This window comes from Pelotalea chapellei (assembly GCF_018531195.1).
Taxonomy (GTDB): Bacteria; Desulfobacterota; Desulfuromonadia; order Geobacterales; family Pseudopelobacteraceae; genus Pelotalea; species Pelotalea chapellei.
Genome location: NZ_JAHDYS010000005.1, coordinates 181,627 through 198,827, shown reverse-complemented (window position 1 = coordinate 198,827; position 17,201 = coordinate 181,627). Strand labels below are relative to the sequence as shown.

Here is a 17,201-nt window from a genome sequence, read left to right as displayed (position 1 = left end):
GGTTGTAGAGCTTTTCGGAAGGCTGAGATCGGGCTGGGAAGCGGCACCTGTCAAGGATTTCATAGGACTGAGTAATGTTGAACAATATCCAAGCGGGGTTGGATTGTCCACTCATTTCATTTTGAAAAAACTTTAACCTGAAGAGAGTTCTCTTGTAGGGCATAGAAAAATAAAAAAATCCAGTTGCCCTAACTATCAAGCTTAAAGGTTTGCACAACACTGTGAACGGCGCCACCTGATGTTAAACGACTCTCGAAAAGTATGAATTCATGAACCTCAACAGGGGGAAGTGCGGCTTTTGACTGATGTAGAAAAGTATTCAATTCGCAAACAGCAGGGGCTTTAATACGGGCCAGGGTTACATGAGGAACCATGGCACGAGAATCCTGGGGAATGCCATATGTCATAACTGCTGTACGTATTTTTGCCACCAAACGATTCAGCAAAGGTTGTGGCTCAAATCCGGCCCATAGAACTCGTGGTCTTTTAGGGTCGGGAAAACAGCCGGTACCAGCATGCTGAAGCTGAAATGGCGGAGAATGTATCTTATCCAATGACTCAGTCAGTCGAGGAACCAGTGCGTTCTCTACGTCTCCAAGGAATGCAAGTGTAAGATGAATTTGCTTGTTGAATACCCACTTGGCACCGGGAATATCAACACGCAGGTGCTCAAACCGATACTTTATTTCATCAGAAAAATCTATGGCTATGAACAGTCTAGGCATCACATTGAAAAAAAGCCCTCACGGAAACATGAGGGCTTATTGTTGTGATCGGAAAGCAGCCTTACTGAACAGCTGCATTAAGATCTTTGAGCAGTTCGTCAACGTTCAATCCATGGGCATTAGCTCCCTGCTCCAGACTTTCATTCTGAGCGCCCATGCAGCCGACACAGCCCAAATTGTGCTTTTGCAATACTTTCACAGCCTCGGGATAGGTGCGCATTACTTCAAAAAAGGTCATGTCCTTAGTAATTTTATCACTCATGATTAGTTCTCCTGTCCGTTATTCTTCGTTGTTCTAGGTAAAAAGATTACCCTATTCGTACTTTATTTCAATAATTTCGTATTCCTTCGTTCCAGAGGGAACGGTAACCCTGACTGAATCATCCAGCTTATGACCAATGAGTGCCTTGCCTACGGGAGAGGTGCAGGAAATCTTGCCGAGCTTGATATCAGCCTCATCCTCGCCGACAATCCGGTAAGTAACTTCTTCTTCAGATGCAGTATCATACAAGGTAACTGTAGCGCCAAAAACCACTTTGTCCGGTTTCATACCGGTCAGATCTACAACATGGGCTCGAGCAAGCTTACCGTTGATCTCCTGGATGCGGCCCTCGATAAATCCCTGACGGTTTTTGGCAGCATCATATTCCGCATTTTCCGAAAGGTCGCCATGGGCACGGGCTTCTGCAATATCCTGAATAACCTTGGGTCTTTCCTCACGGATAAGCCGCTTAAGTTCTTCCTGCAACGCCTCGTAACTTTCTTTTGTCAATGGAATGGTATGGGACATCTAACAGCTGCTCCTTGAATAAATGTAAGGGATGGTACAACCTTCCCTCTACATCATGTTAATTAAGATAATCCTGCAACGCCTTAACACCCAGTTCTTGTTCTTTCAGTGCAACGATGCTGTCGACTACGGCCTTGGCACCAGCCACTGTGGTGTAGTAGGCAATGTTGTGCATGAGTGCTTCACGCCGTATGGAGAAAGAATCGGCAACTGCCTGGGGACCATGCGTGGTATTGACCACTAAACTTATCTCGCCGTTCTTGATGGCATCAACGATGTGTGGGCGCCCTTCAGCAACCTTATTGACCCGTTTGACCGGTATACCCTTTTCCGTCAGGAATGCTGCGGTTCCGCCGGTGGCAACGATTCCGAATCCTGATTTATACAGCTTTTCTGCTGCAGTGACAACATGTTTCTTATCTCCATCACGTACGCTGATAAAGGCGTTGCCGGCCAACGGCAATTTAACGTTTGCCCCGAGCTGCGCTTTGCCAAAGGCTTCGGCAAATGTGTCGCCAATGCCCATGACCTCGCCGGTAGACTTCATCTCTGGCCCCAATAGTGTGTCAACACCAGGAAACTTTACAAAAGGAAAGACCGACTCTTTGACCGAGATATGTTTTGGTATGATATCCCCACAAACTCCCAATTCCTTCAGACTCTTTCCGGCCATGATGCGTGCGGCAATTTTGGCCAACGGACGTCCGGTTGCCTTGGAAACAAATGGTGAGGTGCGTGAAGCACGGGGATTGACTTCGAGAATATAGATATCACTGTCTTTGACGGCATACTGTACGTTCATCAGACCCTTGACGTTCAGTTCCAAAGCCATCAGTACTGTCTGCCGACGAATTTCAGCTACTACTGTGTCGGAAATGGAATAAGGGGGAAGAGAACAGGCAGAGTCGCCTGAGTGAATACCAGCCTCCTCAATATGCTCCATGATGCCGCCGATAACAACTTCAGTACCATCGCACAATGCGTCAACATCAATCTCAATGGCCTCATCGAGAAACTTGTCGATCAGGATGGGATGCTCAGGAGAAACCAGAACAGCTGTTGTCATATAACGCCGCAGGTTATCCACGTCGTACACGATTTCCATTGCCCTGCCGCCCAGAACATAGGAAGGACGAACAACAACAGGATACCCGATGCGATCTACCACTTTCTCGGCTTCTTCAAAAGAGCGGGCCGTGCCATTGGCGGGTTGGAGCAACCCAAGTTTGTGCAGCATCTCCTGAAAACGCTCCCGGTCTTCCGCACGATCGATGGCATCAGGCGACGTCCCGATGATCGGCACGCCTGCTTTTTCCAGGGCAACCGCAAGTTTGAGAGGAGTCTGGCCGCCAAACTGCACGATCACGCCTACCGGTTGTTCCAATGCCACGATCTCCAGCACGTCTTCCAGGGTAAGTGGCTCAAAGTAAAGTCTGTCAGAGGTATCGTAATCAGTTGAAACTGTTTCCGGATTACAATTGACCATAATGGTTTCGTAACCATCTTCAGCAAGAGCAAAAACACCATGCACGCAGCAGTAGTCGAACTCGATCCCCTGGCCGATCCTGTTCGGCCCTCCCCCTAGGATCATAATTTTTTTTCTATTCGTCGGTTCTGCTTCACACTCCTCCTCATAGGTGGAGTAAAGGTAGGGGGTATGGGCTACAAATTCGGCAGCGCAGGTATCAACCCGCTTATAGACCGGCTTTACACCATATGAGTGACGCAGAGTTCGAATGTCTGCCTCAGTTTTGCCACAGAGCTTTGCGAGAGTTTTATCGGAAAAACCAAATTGCTTGGCTTCAAAGAGATCTTCTCGGGAAAGTGCTGCGGGGGCAAGACTTTTGAGCTCAGCCTCTTTTTCAACTATCTGGCGGATGTTGTGGAGAAACCAGGGATCAATCCCGGTGTGCTGGTTTACTTCTTTCACGGTCATACCGCTTCGTAGAGCATCGGCAAGATACCAGAGACGTTCACAGTTGGGAGTACGAAGCTTTTCAAGGAGAAGCTGTTGTTCTTTGGATGTCAGAGCGCGGCGAGTTTCCGTGGACAGATCAAACAACTGTGAGTCCAATCCGGAAACGCCGATTTCAAGAGAACGCAGAGCTTTTTGAAAAGATTCCTTAAAGGTCCGACCTATAGCCATTACTTCACCGACGGATTTCATCTGGGTGGTCAGAGTAGCATCGGCTGCAGGGAATTTTTCAAAAGTGAAACGCGGAATTTTTGTGACAACGTAATCGATAGTCGGCTCAAAGCAGGCAGGTGTCTCACGGGTAATATCATTGGTAACCTCATCCAGGGTATACCCAACAGCCAGTTTTGCAGCGATTTTGGCAATGGGGAAACCGGTTGCTTTGGATGCGAGGGCAGATGAACGGGAAACACGTGGGTTCATCTCGATAACTACCAGGCGCCCGTCAGTGGGGTTGATGCCGAACTGAATGTTTGATCCGCCTGTATCCACGCCAATTTCTCTTATGATCTTCAGGGACGCGTCGCGCAGGATCTGATATTCTTTGTCGGTCAGGGTCTGGGCAGGTGCAACGGTAATAGAGTCTCCGGTATGTACACCCATGGGGTCAAAGTTTTCAATGGAGCAGATGATAACCACATTGTCAGCCGTGTCACGCATCACTTCCAGTTCATACTCTTTCCAGCCGATGACCGACTCCTCCACGAGAATTTCATCGGTCGGGGAGGCATCAATGCCGGCAATTGCCATTATTTCGTATTCCTGCATATTGTAGGCAATACCACCGCCAGTGCCTCCCAATGTGAAGGAAGGGCGGATAATTGCAGGGAAACCAACTGATTTTACGACTTCCATCGCCTCCTGTCTGTTATGTGCCAGGCCTGATTTAGGTACCGATAGACCGATCCTTTCCATGGCAGCCTTGAACAGAGTGCGGTCCTCCGCCTTTTTAATGGCCGGGAGTTTTGCACCGATCAACTCCACATTGAATTTATCGAGCACTCCCATCTCAGCGACCGAAACAGCGGTATTTAAAGCAGTCTGACCACCAAGTGTAGGCAACACCGCGTCAGGGCGTTCTTTTTCAATGATCTTTGCCAGGATTTCGGGAGTAACCGGCTCGATATAGGTACGATCGGCAAAATCAGGATCTGTCATGATGGTAGCTGGGTTGCTGTTAAGCAGTACTACCTCGTATCCCTCTTCCTTAAGAGCCTTGCAGGCCTGGGTGCCGGAATAATCAAACTCACAGGCCTGGCCGATGACGATCGGTCCCGCCCCTATGATGAGAATTTTTTTGATGTCTGTTCTTTTTGGCATTAGAAATTCAACTCCTTGTCATGATTGAAGATATTAAAGTCATACGAATTATCTGAAGATAAAAAATACGGCACCTGCCAGACAACATCCTGCCCAGACATAATTCCAGGAAAGAGTAGTTCCCATATAAAACACCGCAAATGGAACAAATACAGCAAGCGTTATGACTTCCTGCAGAATTTTCAACTGGGCAAGGTTGAACTTGCCATACCCCATGCGGTTGGCCGGCACCTGAATCAGATATTCAAAAAAAGCGATTCCCCATGATACTGCCACTGCCAGCAGCCAGTGCCGTGTACGCATGTTTTTCAGGTGGGCGTACCAGGCAAAGGTCATGAATATGTTTGATATGGTCAGCAGGATTATTGTTCTCATGTGATCTCAACATGGAAAAGGAAAATAACACCATTTCCTCCCCTCATGGGTCCTCATGCTCCTGTACCCACCCATGTTCAAGATTGGCATCAGAAAGCCATTCAACGGTCTCTTCGTACTCTTCGAGGGAAATTCGTCGATTTACACCCGACTCCTCATGGGCGGCATGGGCCGGAAAGTATTGGCTCATCAAGGAAACATGTGTTTCCTCGCCGCAATTAAGACTTATCCATTGCAGGGTGTCCCTCGTTCCTGACAGCCTTTCCGGAAGAACGAGATGCCTTATGATCAGGCCTTTTACAGCGATTTCTTTTGCATCAGTCTGCAGATGCCCGACCTGGCGAAGCATCTCTTTCACCGCCAACAGATTCGCTTCCCTGTAACCCTTTATGTAGGAAAGACGCAAGGCAACAGCATCATTAACGTACTTCATGTCCGGCAGGTAAATGTCCACTACGCCATGCAGAAGCTTCAAGGCGTCAACCCGCTCATATCCGCTGGAATTCCACACGAGAGGCAGTCGAAAACCCTGCGGAATGGCCAGCCACAGAGCTGCCAGAATCTGTGGCAGAAAATGGGTCGGAGTGACGAAATTTATATTGTGCACCCCCTGGTGCTGCAGTTTCATCATTCGTACTGCCAGGGCTGCCGTAGAGACCTCTTCACCGTTACCAAGCTGGCTGATGGGGAAATTCTGACAGAAACGGCACTTGAGGGAACAGCCGGACAAAAAGATTGTTCCAGATCCGTGTGTGCCTGAAATTGGTGGTTCTTCGCCGGTATGCACATTGGCCGAAGCAATTTTAGGTTTTAATCCTGCTCCACAAAGACCGCGCTCACCTTTTATACGGTTAACACCACAATCGTGTGGACAGAGATCACAGGTTTCGAGTCTCCGGTAAGCTTCGCGGATCCGTTGCAGCAATTCACCTGATTGATAGAGTTCAACATAATTCATAAATAGGGGCAATGGACAAGGCAAGGACCTTTTAAAGGATGTTTACCTCTTTAATATTAATTACCGATTCTTTTCCATGAGCTCTACAAATCTGCTGAACAGATACTGAGAATCATGGGGTCCGGGAGAAGCTTCAGGGTGATGTTGGACCGAGAAAATCGGCAATGAACAGTGCCGGATACCTTCGACTGTCTGGTCATTAAGATTCTCATGTCCAAGACAGGCAGCGTCCCCTAATGAATCGAGATCAACAGCAAAACCATGGTTCTGGGCAGTAATCTCAACCTTGCGGGTTGCCATATCCATAACAGGAAGGTTAGAACCATGGTTGCCGAAAGGAAGTTTCATGGTTTTGCCACCCAGAGCAAGCCCAAGAAGCTGATGCCCCAGACAGATACCAAAAATGGGTTTTTTACCGATCAATTTTCGTAATTCTTCCTGAACCATCACAAGCGGCTCCGGGTCACCAGGCCCATTGCTGAGGAAGATACCATCAGGATTCATGGCGAGTGCATCTTCAGCCTTAAACGTAGCGGGCACCACGGTAACATCACATCCGGCATCAACCAGGCAACGCAAGATATTGTACTTTATACCAAAATCATAGGCAACGACCTTGTACTTCAGGCTCGCAGGATCAACCTGAGGATAACCGCCTGCAAGATCCCACAGCCCCTCGGTCCAGTGATATGGCTTGTCACAGGAAACTTCACTTGCCAGATCCAGACCAGCCATGCTGGGGATGGCACGTGCCTTGGCAACAAGACTTTCATGGTTGAAATCACTGGTGGAGATGATGCCATTCTGGGAACCTTTGTCCCGCAGATGGCGAGTAAGTGCACGGGTGTCGATGCCATGAATGCCGACAACCCCATTTTCCTTGAGGTATGCATCAAGGCTCATCGTGGCACGCCAGTTGGAATAGCATTCCATATACTCCCTGACGATGAAACCTGAAAGAAACAGGCCCCTGCTCTCAACATCTTCGGGGTTAACGCCAGTATTGCCAATCTGGGTATAGGTCATGGTGACCATCTGCCCTTTGTAGGAAGGGTCCGTAAGGACCTCCTGATAACCAGACATGGCTGTATTGAAAACAACCTCGCCGGTGGACTCACCCGGTGCGCCGAATGATTTCCCTTCAAAAATACGCCCATCCGCGAGCGCCAGTACAGCTTTCATAAATCATTGCTCCTTTTTAAAATGCTCAAGAAATTCTTTAAGGACCCCCGCATTGTTGTGCTCGGCATCCTTGGCTGCGAAAAGCAGCGTAACTGTATTCATCTTAGCCCTAAAGTTCCGTTACGAGATAATGGAATTAATCCTTGCGAATTCGAGTGATATACCACGGTGCCAGAGTCTGTCACCCAGAACCGGAACCCATCATTATCTGAAGGGGCATCGTAAATCCTCTTGATTCGGATCATAAGAGCACCCAGTCGTCATTTAGCGCCCGTTGAACACCAGTTTGCCGCTAACGATTGTTGCTGCAGCGGCACCTTTCATCTGCTGTCCAAGCCAGGGAGAGTTCTTTGATTTACTGGCGAGGGCATCCGCCGCCACCGTCCATTCGACTGCAGGGTCAATAACTGTCAGATCAGCAATGCTGCCGACTTTGAGAGTGCCACGCTGCAAGTTTAGAATTTTCGATGGGTTGAACGACATCTTTTCAACTAGTTGTGAAAGAGTAAGTACTCCTTCATTTACCAGCGCAAGCGACAAGGGCAGAGATGTTTCAAGACCGACAATGCCATTCATTGCTGCATTAAATTCAACGTCCTTGTCATCCAGGTGATGGGGAGCATGATCAGTTGCAATGGCATCAATAGTGCCATCTTTCAGCCCAGCCTTGACGGCAGCCACATCATGCTTTTCCCGAAGGGGCGGGTTCATTTTAGCATTTGTGTTGTATCCGCGTACAGCATCGTCAGTCAGGGTGAAGTAGTGAGGTGCAGTCTCACAAGTTACCTGTACCCCACGAGCTTTGGCCTCACGAATGACCTGTACCGAGCCTTCGGTCGAAACATGGGCGATATGAATTGGGGATTTGGTGTACTCCGCCAGCATTACATCGCGTGCAGTAGCAATGTCCTCGGCAACACGTGGTATGCCTTTCAGGCCGATCTCTGTTGAGGTAAAACCTTCATTCATCACACCTTCACCCACCAATGTCAGGTCTTCGGCGTGAGTGATCACTAAAATACCCATTCCACGAGCATATTCAAGAGCCCGCCGCATCAGTTCAGAGTTTGCCACGGGATGGCCGTCATCTGATACAGCTACACAGCCTGATTCCTTAAGTTCCCCCATTTCTGACATACGATCGCCCTGCAGGCCGTAGGTAATGGCACCGATTGGAAAAACATTACAAAATCCTTCCGTGCGGGCTTTATTGATAATGTAAGAGACAATCGCCTTGTTATCGATAGCAGGTTTAGTGTTAGGCATGCAACAGACCGAGGTAAAGCCACCTGAGACAGCAGCACGGGTACCACTGATGATATCTTCCTTGTATTCCAGACCAGGATCACGCAGATGTACGTGCATGTCTATCAGGCCGGGGACAACGAATTTGCCTCCGCCATCGATTACCTCAACGCCGGCAGGGGTTTGCAAATCACGACCAATATCTTTGATCAGGCCATTTTCCACCACAACATCCAGTGTATCGTCAATTCCCTGGGAAGGATCTATCACCCTGCCATTCTTAATGATCAAATTCATTGTGTCACCTCATGAAATCAAGTGTAAGGCCTTCTTGTAAAAGTGAACTACACCCTCGCTGGGAATTACTCCAACTCACCGCCGCATACATGGTACAGCATCGCCATTCTAACAGCCACGCCGTTTTCCACCTGCTTGAGCACATGGGACTGATCGCCGTCAACAACGTAGGAAGACATTTCAACGCCGCGGTTGATAGGCCCAGGATGCATGACCATGGCATCAGGTTTGGCCAGTTTGATGTTTTCCGGATTCAGCCCGAAATACCGGGAATACTCACGGGCATTTGGCATGAGAGTTTTACCCTGACGTTCCTGCTGGATACGAAGCATCATCACAACATCAGCATCCTGAATAGCTTCCTTCATGGTGCAGCAAACAGTGACATTACCTAGAAGTTCAGCACCTGGCGGCATCATGGTCGGAGGGCCTGCCAGAAAAACCTGCGAACCCATCTTTGTAAGCCCCTGAATATTGGAGCGGGCAACGCGACTATGGGTAATATCTCCGATTATTGCTACTTTGAGATTATCGAGTCTGCCGAATTTGTCCTTCATGGTAAGCATATCCAGTAACCCCTGTGACGGATGTTCATGGGTGCCGTCACCAGCATTAATAATGGAGCAGGAAGGCAATTTTTTGGAAAGGAAATAGTGTGAACCGGAGACAGCATGGCGCATGACAATAATATCGGGCTTCATGGCCAGCAGGTTCAGGGCCGTATCTGCAAGTGTCTCACCCTTGGTAGCAGAACTGGAAGAGGGAGTAATATTGACCGTATCCGCAGAGAGGCGCTTGCCGGCAATTTCAAAAGAGGTACGGGTACGAGTCGAAGCCTCGTAGAAGAGGTTGATTATGGTTTTGCCTCGAAGCGTCGGAACCTTCTTGATGTCACGGTTGTTGATTTCGCGCATGCTTTCAGCTGTGGTCAGGAGTCGTTCAATTTCCTCCTTGGTCAGATCACGCAACGCGATGATGTCTTTGTGCTTGAAGTCAGCCATGCCGCCCTCCCCTCTTATTTTTCGAGAATCACTTCAACCGGTTTATTCTCAGAATCAAATATGACTTGGACATTTTCCTTGAGGCTGGTCGGAACGTTACGACCGACAAAATCCGCACGAATGGGCAATTCTCTGTGCCCTCGATCAATCAATACTGCGAGCTGAATCGAATCGGGCCGACCGTGATCCATCAGGGCATCCATGGCGGCACGGATGGTTCGTCCGGTAAACAGGACATCATCAACCAGGATCACTTTTTTACCTTCCAGAGAAAACGGTATTTCCGTTTTGCCAACAGGTAGGTGAGGTATTTGCCCGCTTATATCATCACGGTAAAGCGTAATGTCCACCGCCCCCACAGCAGCCTTTTCACCTTCAATGACCGCGAGACTATCACCAATCTCAGCGGCCAGATACGCTCCACCAGAGCGAATACCGATAAGGACTACATTGGCTAGTCCTTTGTTGCGTTCCAAGATTTCGTGAGATATGCGTGTCAATGCACGCCGGACACCCGCCCCATCCAGAATAACCGTCTTTTCAGCAGCCATATTTGTCACCTCGTTGGCATAAAAAAAGAGCCTCACCGCTTTAGGCGGCAAGACTCTCCTGGTATTGGTCTCACGTGATTCATCGGTGTCACCTTTGCTAGCCTCTCGGGCTAAATTAAAAGGTCTGATTTAATTTTGGAAACATTACCACCGTGGTCTATTCTGGTCAAGGGAAGATTTAATCTTAAAAAGACTTTCCTTAAATCTTTAGTAGGGGTTACGATATTCAGAATGGAAGCAGGATATTTTGACTATTTCAGCAAACGGGAGTGATTAAAATGAAAGAAATACTGGTGGTGCTGTTGGTTTTATTAATATGGTTCATCCTCAACCGCTACATTTTTCCCAAAATTGGAATCTCTACCTGACTGTCAAGCTCATGCACTCCCGTGGAGCGGGAGTCCAGAGAAAAAAAGAGTAACGAGCAAAAGCAGGATTAATCTCCGGTCCCTTATCTGTTATTAATCGGCTCATCCAGCACAACAAGATACCCGTCCGGATCAAAACACCACATCTCTTTGATGCCGTATGGCTTCACTTCAAGAGGATACAGTATTTCCAGTCCCTCCTCCTGTATGGCATCACTGATCCCCTCTATATCTTTAACTTCAAAGTGTAGTGTCACACCATTTCCACGAGGAAACATCCCCAAACGATGTTCCAGTATTGGATGAGTGCGGATAACATCATCTTCCTCGACGAAAACAATGGCAATACCATCCATATCAAGCGTGAGATGATCCGGTGCTCCAGGCGAAGTAAACGAACGTTGGAGGGGAATCTCAAGAATGCCTGCATAAAAAGCTTCAGTTACTACAAGCTCAGACACAACGAATTGCACAGAATGCTGTGCAGTATAGGTTTTCATTCAGAATCCAGAAAAGAGGGATGTCGTATAGCCGGAAAGGCGAGTTAGCCAGTTGGAATAAAGCAGGATACCGATGATAATCAGAAACAAGCCGGTTACAACCTCAAAAATTCGGATATGTTTCTTAAATCGATTGAAAATGGAGAGAAACTGGTTCATAGCGAGGGAAGAAAGCAGAAAAGGAATACCAAGTCCCAAGGAGTAAAGCAGCAGGAGCATGATGCCATTTAAAACATTCTCTTCTGTGGCTGCCAAGGTCAAAATGGCCGCCAGAATCGGGCCAATGCAGGGAGTCCAACCAGCAGCAAATACAAGACCTACAAGGAGACTGCCAAGATATCCTGTCGGTTTGTGTCTGATGGTGACTCTTTTTTCTCCCATCAACAGCCTTACAGGGACAAGGCCGGTTACATGAACACCAAAAAGGATGATGAGGATACCACCTATCTTACGAATCAGGACGGCCTTGCTCTGCATAAAGGAACCAATAAAAGTAGCTGAGGCTCCCAGCAGAACGAAAACTATAGTAAAACCGAGAATAAAGGCGATGGAGTGAAATAATGTTTTTTTTCGGACTATGTGGGAAGGGTGTTCAGCCTGCAAATCGGCAAAGGAAAGCCCGGTTATATATGTAATGTAAGAGGGAATCAACGGCAGCACGCAGGGGGATAGGAAAGAAAGCAGCCCCGCTATAAAAGCTCCAAGATAGGTTACGTCCGGACTATTCATTCTCTGACCCTATTTGAGCAACTCTTCAATAAAAGCTTTCACTTCTGGTGAGTCCCATTCAACTGGTCCAATTATCTTTTTCACAATTATGCCTTTTTTATCGATAAGAAAAGATTCTGGAACACCTGTAATTCCATATATCTTTCCTGCAGCATTAGCCTGATCCATGTAAGTAGGAAGCGTGAAACCAGTAGATTTAAAGAATTCTTCAAGGGCAGGCTTGCCTCCCTCATCAATTGATACTGCAAGCATCTGAAAAGGTTTTCCGCTCATGGCGCTGTTAAGCTTCATCATTGAGGGAATCTCTTCGCGGCAGGGAGGACACCATGTAGCCCAGAAGTTCAGCAGCACAACCTTTCCCTTCAAGGAGGAAAGTTTAAGAGCCGTACCATCAAGGGCAGTTACCGTTATGTCGGGTGCCGTTTTCTGCTCAATGGCTTCGCCAGCGTTACTTTGGATCTTATTAGAATTTCGCTCGCATGCCGAAGCAAAGATTACTAGCATAAGCATGATCAGACAGGTCAGCTTCTTCATTAATCCTCCAAGGCAGGGATTTGCTTCAGTCAATAAATTGAATGTTACCGGGGGAAGAATCACTTGCTGCGGGTAACTACGTATTCCGCTAGTTCAAGCAGTGCATCCTTGACTACTCCAGGTGCGAATAACTCGAGGTGGTCAGAGCAACGCTTGATGTAGCACTGTGCCGAAGCAACAGCGTAATCAATACCGCCATATTGTTTTACAAGTGCTGAAACTTCACGAAACTCTTCAAGGGACATTTCATCTTTTTCAATGACCGCAGCAATTGTGTCACGTTCATCACTTTTGCACTGACGCAGCGTATGAATCAGCGGCAAAGTGATTTTGCCCTCTTCAAGGTCATGTCCAATACTTTTGCCAAATTCTTCTTCAGTAGCAGTGTAATCAAGGGTATCATCCATGAGCTGAAAGGCAATACCGAGATCCATGCCAAAGTCAGCAAGAGCCCGTCGTCTTTCAGGAGTAACCTCACCTAGAATTGCCCCTGCTTCGCAAGCTGCAGACATGAGAATCGCCGTTTTTGCACGCACCACATTGATATACTGTTCTTCAGTAAGATCCAGCTCGCCTGTACAGAGCAGTTGCATAACCTCACCCTCGGCGATGATTGTAGTAGCAGCGGAAAGTACCCGAAGTATATCAAGGCTTCCTACGGCGACCATCAGAGAAAAAGATTTGGAGAACAGGAAATCGCCAACCAGCACGGATGCTTCATTGCCCCATAGGGTGTTTGCCGATGCAAGACCGCGACGTAGCGTGGCGCTGTCAACAACATCATCGTGAAGAAGAGTGGCGGTATGGATGAATTCAATAACGCTGGCGAGTGGAACAGCCTTATCGCCGGTATAGCCGCACAGGCGGGCCGCAAGCAGAAGAAGAGCCGGACGCACTCGTTTCCCGCCACTGGAAAGTACGTACTCACCCACTTTGCGTATAAGGGGTACGTCAGATTCAAGATCCTTAACAAACTGTTGTTCAACGCTTTTAAGCTCGTCACCGATGATGTTTAAGGCAGCTTGCATCACACCTGTCCTTAGGGGGTAAAGTTTTGACATACTAAAGGAATGAAAACGGGTTTGTCAAAGCATTTCTGGCTGTTGCACGCCCGCTTGCGGCAAGGTTTCCATTGCCAGACGTAGCTTCGCAGTATATGGTATTTAAATAGTATTTGTGAACTGACACACGAGTTAAGGATAAGGAACCCGCATGAAATTTGATTCACTTGTTCTACCGGAAGCGCTTCAGAAAGGGATTTTTGAAGCCGGATTCGTAGAATGCACCCCTATTCAGGGAAAAACATTCCCAATTTCTTTGAGTGGAAAAGATGTTGCCGGCCAGGCCCAGACCGGCACCGGAAAAACTGCTGCCTTCCTGGTAACTTTATTCTCCAGGCTTCTGGTTGGAGGCGCCCGAAAAGGCAACCATCCTCGAGCCTTGATCCTTGCTCCGACACGGGAGTTGGTAGTGCAGATTGAGCAGGATGCCCAATTGCTCGGCAAACACTGCGGCTTTACCATTCAGGCTATCTATGGCGGTGTTGATTACATGAAGCAACGCGATGCACTTCGTGATGGCGCTGACGTGATCATCGGTACTCCTGGCCGCCTGATCGATTATCTTAAGCAGAAGATCTACAGTTTGAAAGAGATAGAGATGCTGGTGATCGATGAAGCTGATCGAATGTTTGACATGGGTTTTATAGCTGATCTGCGCTTCATCCTGCGGCGGCTTCCCCCATTTGACAAACGTCAGAATCTGATGTTTTCCGCTACTCTCAACCATCGAGTAATGGAACTGGCCTATGAATTCATGAACATGCCTGAGAAAGTTTCGGTCACTCCAGAAAAAATGACCGCTGAACGGGTTGAGCAGGTTATTTATCATGTATCGCGCAAGGAAAAATTCCCGCTGCTGCTTGGACTCCTACGTCGGGATGGCATGGAGCGCACCATGATCTTCATCAACACGAAGCGCGAGGGAGAGTACCTTTACGAGCGACTGAATGCCAATGGATTTCCCTGCAGGATTATTTCAGGAGATGTTGAGCAAAAAAAGAGATTACGCATCCTCGAAGATTTCAAGGAAGGTAAGCTGCCCATTCTGATCGCTACCGATGTAGCTTCCCGTGGTCTGCATATTGACGGTATTTCTCATGTCGTGAACTACGACCTCCCCCAGGACAGCGAGGATTATGTCCATCGCATTGGGCGCACCGCACGCGCCGGCGCCGAAGGAAAAGCCATCTCACTGGCAGATGAAGATGGTGTTCTATATCTGGAGGCTATTGAAGACTATATCAAGGATAAAATTCCCACCGAATGGGCTGAAGACGAACTGTTTGTTACTGATTACAACCAGGTAGCCCGGCCGAAATACAATAAAAATCCAAGAGAGAATACCGCAAGCGGTCGAGCTGGATCAAAGCCGCACGAAAAAAATAAACAGCCTAGACGACCAACAACAGGACCTTCTGGCAAAGCATCTACTGCGGTACAGACCAATGCCGAAGCAGGTGACCCCACTAACAAACGCCGCCGACGGCGCAAGCCCGGTGCTAAGAAAGAACAAACACCGCCGACAACTGAATAATTGTGAGGCCTGCCGATATAACCTCTGTCAGCAGGCTTTTTCTTTGTCTACACCTTCAAATCCCTTTCTCTCCCTCTTCACTACCTGCTCGCCAGCAACCACAATCCTGATTTTACTGGCTATTGTCAGTTCCGCCTCTCTGAATTAAGTGCTTGCTTATTGAGCGTCATTGTATAAAGATTTGCACCTGCATTCCCTTGATATAAGCTCGAACCGGTAACGGGTTGTAATCACCAGATATGAGAGGTTGATACAGATGTCTTTTTCCGGCGACTTGGAACACCTGCCCATCGTTGATGTTATACAACTGCTCCATTCGACGAGAAAAACCGGTACCCTGTGCCTTAAAAGCCATAAGGGCGAAAGCCAGCTGGTATTCAATGACGGCTATATCGTAAGCGCCAATCATGTCAACAACAGTGTCAGGATTGGCCGGATACTGCTAGATACCAATGCCATTTCACAGGCTGATCTTGACTTGGCCCTGGAACAGCAGAAGAGTGCCGGGTCCAACCGGAAGCCATTAATTGCAACTCTCATAGAAGGCGGGAAGCTCAACAGGGAGGATGCCTATACAGGGCTGGAGACATTGATTGGGATGTCCATTGTTGAAGTACTTACCTGGACCAAGGGTACTTTTTCTCTTGATGTTCACACTACGGTCATTTCGGATGAATATCGTTATTTCCCTGAAACTCTCAAAGAAGAAATAAACATGAACACCCAGAGCATACTCATGGATGCCCTGAGGATATATGATGAAAAGATGCGTGATGGAACGCTGGAATCTGGCACATTCTTAGCCGATTCCGGACAGACACTGCCAGAACAGGATGACACGAATCAAGCAGGCAGACAGATAACTGTAGATGATCTGGGCCTGGATGAGCTTGACCACCTGGAAAAAAGTATCCCCGATGTTTTTGGGGGTCTGAAAGAATATGATCCCTCCGAAATTCATCGGCAAAAAATAAGGGAAACCGTACCCGGACTGAACCAGACACAACATGAAACGTTGCTGGCCGCTCTGATGGCTTTTTCCGATACTTCTCTTGATGGTAAAAAGAAGCCCTCAGCAGAACATTCGCCTCTTGCAGTAATTGTCTTCAGCAGGGATGATTTTCTCAAACATGAAATAACGACGGTTTGCAAATACGAAAACATGTTCGTATTCACTACTGACGAGGAAAACAGTATTGACCTGATCATAGACCAGTCGTTCTCAAGAGGGCTGATTCCACTGCTGATAATTGATTCTCCAGAAGCTGGAGAATTACAGAATGCTCTTAGGTTGCTGCATCAAAAACAGAAATATCTGCAGTTGTTGATTTTGCAGCTGGCTACTCCTGATGACAATGAATTCGCGCTGCAGGCCTTGCAGGCAGGCGCACACAAGGTGATTTGCAGACCTGCTGACCAGGAAAACAAGGATCAGTTCATTGATGAATCGACTACTTTCCTGAGAACATTGCATGAGACCATCACAAATCCTTTTTATACCCACGAGCAGATGGTAATGAACAAGTTTAAGAAGAGTATTCTCGAACTGGAGACACTGCGGGAAGTTCCTGATATAGCGGCTATTCCGCTCAAATTTGCATCTACCATGTTTGAACGTTGCATCATGTTCGTGGTCAGCTCGACGGAGTTAATTGCCGAAAAAAGCATTGGTGTAAAAAGCAATAAAAGAGCCGGTTTATCGTCTCCACTGATGTTTAAAATATCTCTGACACAACCCTCCCCTTTTCAGAAAGTCATCCAGAGCGGTGTTTTCCATTACGGTCAATGCGCTGATTCACCTTCAACAAACCACCTGTTCAAGGAGATCGGACTGCCCCGAGAATCAAAAATACTCCTCATGCCAATAAAGAGCTTTGGCAGGGTAATTGCCATTATCTACGGTGATTTTGGATCAGGAACCACTTCCCCCGTGCAAACTGACCTGCTGGATATCATGACCCGTTTTGCGGGACTCGTTCTGGATAACAACCTTTACCGTAAAAAAATAGAAAAGCATGCTTGATATCATACTGTAAATAAACTCATAAAAGGCTGA

At 47.7% G+C, this 17,201-nt stretch carries 16 protein-coding genes; 2 read left to right on the top strand and 14 right to left on the bottom strand.

Annotated features, from left to right (window positions below):
* Positions 1–188: 188 nt before the first annotated feature.
* The 14 genes from thpR to KJB30_RS07240 all read right to left on the bottom strand — a co-directional run bounded on the left by thpR (position 189) and on the right by KJB30_RS07240 (position 13,578).
* Positions 189–725, bottom strand: coding sequence for an RNA 2',3'-cyclic phosphodiesterase (gene thpR / locus KJB30_RS07305; protein ID WP_214297471.1), 537 nt, complete (start codon positions 723–725; stop codon positions 189–191).
* A gap of 61 nt (positions 726–786) precedes the next feature.
* Positions 787–987, bottom strand: a complete 201-nt coding sequence (locus KJB30_RS07300) for a DUF1858 domain-containing protein (RefSeq protein ID WP_214297469.1) — start codon at positions 985–987, stop codon at positions 787–789.
* A 51-nt stretch (positions 988–1,038) separates the two neighbouring features.
* A complete protein-coding gene (gene greA, locus KJB30_RS07295) occupies positions 1,039–1,515 on the bottom strand; it encodes a transcription elongation factor GreA (protein WP_214297467.1) in 477 nt (158 codons plus the stop codon).
* A gap of 58 nt (positions 1,516–1,573) precedes the next feature.
* The gene (gene carB / locus KJB30_RS07290) at positions 1,574–4,810 is read right to left on the bottom strand and encodes a carbamoyl-phosphate synthase large subunit (protein WP_214297465.1); all 3,237 of its coding nucleotides are present in this window, start codon (positions 4,808–4,810) and stop codon (positions 1,574–1,576) included.
* A gap of 48 nt (positions 4,811–4,858) precedes the next feature.
* The gene (locus KJB30_RS07285; RefSeq protein WP_214297457.1) at positions 4,859–5,185 is read right to left on the bottom strand and encodes a DMT family protein; all 327 of its coding nucleotides are present in this window, start codon (positions 5,183–5,185) and stop codon (positions 4,859–4,861) included.
* Positions 5,186–5,228: 43 nt separating this feature from the next.
* Positions 5,229–6,143, bottom strand: coding sequence for a radical SAM protein (locus tag KJB30_RS07280; protein ID WP_214297455.1), 915 nt, complete (start codon positions 6,141–6,143; stop codon positions 5,229–5,231).
* Positions 6,144–6,203: 60 nt separating this feature from the next.
* Entirely contained in the window at positions 6,204–7,325 is a 1,122-nt protein-coding gene (gene carA / locus KJB30_RS07275) for a glutamine-hydrolyzing carbamoyl-phosphate synthase small subunit (RefSeq protein ID WP_214297453.1), read from the bottom strand.
* A gap of 264 nt (positions 7,326–7,589) precedes the next feature.
* Positions 7,590–8,867 (bottom strand): dihydroorotase, encoded by a 1,278-nt coding sequence (locus KJB30_RS07270; protein ID WP_214297451.1) that lies wholly within the window; start codon positions 8,865–8,867, stop codon positions 7,590–7,592.
* Positions 8,868–8,932: 65 nt separating this feature from the next.
* Positions 8,933–9,868 carry an aspartate carbamoyltransferase catalytic subunit gene (locus KJB30_RS07265; RefSeq protein ID WP_214297449.1) on the bottom strand — a complete coding sequence of 312 codons (936 nt, stop codon included), beginning with the start codon at positions 9,866–9,868 and terminating at the stop codon, positions 8,933–8,935.
* Positions 9,869–9,882: 14 nt separating this feature from the next.
* Entirely contained in the window at positions 9,883–10,419 is a 537-nt protein-coding gene (gene pyrR / locus KJB30_RS07260; protein ID WP_214297442.1) for a bifunctional pyr operon transcriptional regulator/uracil phosphoribosyltransferase PyrR, read from the bottom strand.
* Between the two features lie 451 nt (positions 10,420–10,870).
* Positions 10,871–11,287, bottom strand: coding sequence for a VOC family protein (locus KJB30_RS07255; RefSeq protein ID WP_214297440.1), 417 nt, complete (start codon positions 11,285–11,287; stop codon positions 10,871–10,873).
* Positions 11,288–12,016, bottom strand: a complete 729-nt coding sequence (locus tag KJB30_RS07250; protein ID WP_214297438.1) for a cytochrome c biogenesis CcdA family protein — start codon at positions 12,014–12,016, stop codon at positions 11,288–11,290. It abuts the gene before it with no gap.
* A 9-nt stretch (positions 12,017–12,025) separates the two neighbouring features.
* Positions 12,026–12,550, bottom strand: coding sequence for a TlpA disulfide reductase family protein (locus KJB30_RS07245; protein WP_214297436.1), 525 nt, complete (start codon positions 12,548–12,550; stop codon positions 12,026–12,028).
* Positions 12,551–12,609: 59 nt separating this feature from the next.
* A complete protein-coding gene (locus tag KJB30_RS07240; RefSeq protein ID WP_214297434.1) occupies positions 12,610–13,578 on the bottom strand; it encodes a polyprenyl synthetase family protein in 969 nt (322 codons plus the stop codon).
* Between the two features lie 184 nt (positions 13,579–13,762).
* On the opposite strand from KJB30_RS07240, the gene KJB30_RS07235 reads away from it, so the two are divergent.
* Entirely contained in the window at positions 13,763–15,145 is a 1,383-nt protein-coding gene (locus tag KJB30_RS07235; protein WP_214297432.1) for a DEAD/DEAH box helicase, read from the top strand.
* Between the two features lie 256 nt (positions 15,146–15,401).
* Positions 15,402–17,168 (top strand): DUF4388 domain-containing protein, encoded by a 1,767-nt coding sequence (locus KJB30_RS07230; RefSeq protein ID WP_214297430.1) that lies wholly within the window; start codon positions 15,402–15,404, stop codon positions 17,166–17,168.
* Positions 17,169–17,201: the final 33 nt, after the last annotated feature.

Coding starts and splice junctions, on each gene's coding strand:
- pyrR (WP_214297442.1), bottom strand. CDS start 10,419: ATGGCTGCTGAAAAGACGGTTATTCTGGATGGGGCGGGTGTCCGGCGT.
- KJB30_RS07280 (WP_214297455.1), bottom strand. CDS start 6,143: ATGAATTATGTTGAACTCTATCAATCAGGTGAATTGCTGCAACGGATC.
- KJB30_RS07245 (WP_214297436.1), bottom strand. CDS start 12,550: ATGAAGAAGCTGACCTGTCTGATCATGCTTATGCTAGTAATCTTTGCT.
- KJB30_RS07240 (WP_214297434.1), bottom strand. CDS start 13,578: ATGCAAGCTGCCTTAAACATCATCGGTGACGAGCTTAAAAGCGTTGAA.
- carB (WP_214297465.1), bottom strand. CDS start 4,810: ATGCCAAAAAGAACAGACATCAAAAAAATTCTCATCATAGGGGCGGGA.
- KJB30_RS07255 (WP_214297440.1), bottom strand. CDS start 11,287: ATGAAAACCTATACTGCACAGCATTCTGTGCAATTCGTTGTGTCTGAG.
- KJB30_RS07300 (WP_214297469.1), bottom strand. CDS start 987: ATGAGTGATAAAATTACTAAGGACATGACCTTTTTTGAAGTAATGCGC.
- KJB30_RS07270 (WP_214297451.1), bottom strand. CDS start 8,867: ATGAATTTGATCATTAAGAATGGCAGGGTGATAGATCCTTCCCAGGGA.
- KJB30_RS07250 (WP_214297438.1), bottom strand. CDS start 12,016: ATGAATAGTCCGGACGTAACCTATCTTGGAGCTTTTATAGCGGGGCTG.
- KJB30_RS07235 (WP_214297432.1), top strand. CDS start 13,763: ATGAAATTTGATTCACTTGTTCTACCGGAAGCGCTTCAGAAAGGGATT.
- greA (WP_214297467.1), bottom strand. CDS start 1,515: ATGTCCCATACCATTCCATTGACAAAAGAAAGTTACGAGGCGTTGCAG.
- KJB30_RS07230 (WP_214297430.1), top strand. CDS start 15,402: ATGTCTTTTTCCGGCGACTTGGAACACCTGCCCATCGTTGATGTTATA.
- thpR (WP_214297471.1), bottom strand. CDS start 725: ATGCCTAGACTGTTCATAGCCATAGATTTTTCTGATGAAATAAAGTAT.
- carA (WP_214297453.1), bottom strand. CDS start 7,325: ATGAAAGCTGTACTGGCGCTCGCGGATGGGCGTATTTTTGAAGGGAAA.
- KJB30_RS07265 (WP_214297449.1), bottom strand. CDS start 9,868: ATGGCTGACTTCAAGCACAAAGACATCATCGCGTTGCGTGATCTGACC.
- KJB30_RS07285 (WP_214297457.1), bottom strand. CDS start 5,185: ATGAGAACAATAATCCTGCTGACCATATCAAACATATTCATGACCTTT.